This is a genomic window from Streptomyces sp. NPDC055025, from assembly GCF_053608565.1.
The window spans coordinates 1-1,380 of sequence record NZ_JBSGVS010000153.1 but is presented as its reverse complement, the minus strand read 5'-3'; the positions used below and the strand labels follow the sequence as shown (position 1 = coordinate 1,380).

General features: G+C 53.1%; 1 protein-coding gene. It reads left to right on the top strand.

The genetic code is table 11. The annotated features are described in order from the left end of the window. Window positions 1-149: 149 nt before the first annotated feature. The coding region (locus ACWGDX_RS39325) for a hypothetical protein (protein ID WP_453633625.1) at window positions 150-1,380 on the top strand (1,231 nt) is incomplete at its 3' end.

The window sequence follows — 1,380 nt, the reverse complement described above, 5'->3', positions numbered from 1 at the left end:
CTGGAAAGTTCAAGGTAAGCATTGAGTTTTGGGACGATATTTGTAACCACATAAAGCGTCACGCGATTCTTCAAAAGAAATACAGCCCTAACTCCCCAGGCGGTGTCTTTGATGACATGAGAAGGTCGTCGGAGGAGACTCAATCGAGGGTGGTCGAGACCAATGAGCTCATAAGTGCAGTATCATCGAAGCTCGATTCATTCATGTCGCAAGTGGGTGGGCCGGCGCTCGTCTCGTCGCTTGTAACAAACGAAAACAATACAGCATCGAGACAGTTGGACAAGGTGGCCGAACTCATTAAGGAAATGAGCTACAGCGGCGCAAGTGCGTTGCTATCGGTAATCTTTGATGAACACGCCTCATTAAATGAACGGCAGAGAGCGAAATGGTATTTGCTCTCCGGTATTGTGGATTGGCACGCGGGAGATGTCGCTGGCGCTGCACAGAAATTTGACACCGCGTATGAGATATACCCGGATGACGACCGGATTACCTCTGGAAAGATACGTGGTCTCTTGCTTTCTGACCATCTCGACGTCGCGTTTGACATCGCAGAGAAAGCGCGCTCGCGTTTTCCGGATTCAGCCCACGTATGGCTTGCTTGGGCCAATACAAAAATCGCACTGAAGCAGTTTCTTGCTGAAGCCGATGTGCCCGTCAGATTCCAAGGCAACGCCGATGCGTTGCAAATGATGGCAATCAGCTTTCACGATGCGGGGGACCGAGCGTTGTCCCTCGCTTATGCTGACCGAGCTCTACGTGCGGATGGTGCGGGCTTCTACACGTGGAGCAACGTCCTTTTTATTGCCACAGACTTCGCCAGTAAGGACCCGTTTCTGGCCTCAATGGGACTACTGCCGCCAGAGGTCGAGTGTACGTTGCGCGCCGTATGTGAATGTTTTGAGCCACGCGATGAAAAACTCTGGCGCAAGGAAATCGGCGCACTAGTATCGGACGCAGCCGCGAACCTTGCGGTTGGAAGACTACTGCTCGGGGACGCGTCGGCTTGCTTGAAGATTTGTGAGGAAGCGGAGGTATTTGGTGAGTCTTCGTTGAAGCTTGCGGCTCCGCGCATATACGCATATCACGAACTGGGCGACCTCCAGAGAGTTGTAGAGGTTGGGGCGCCTCACCTGAAAGAGATTCATATCTCGGCGCAGATGATGGTCGGCGAGTCGGCCGCCATTCTCGGAATGCCCGAGTTGGTACGGGATATCACGGAATCCCCTGCTGTGGTATCTGATTGCGACGCGGCGAAAACCGCTCAGGCATTAATGTGGATTGCACTTCGAAACAGTGGCGACAGTTCGTCAGTCGCTGAATTGCTCGATAAGCATGATTTCGAGGCGGAGACCGCGCCCATTCTACTCAACGCTGCTG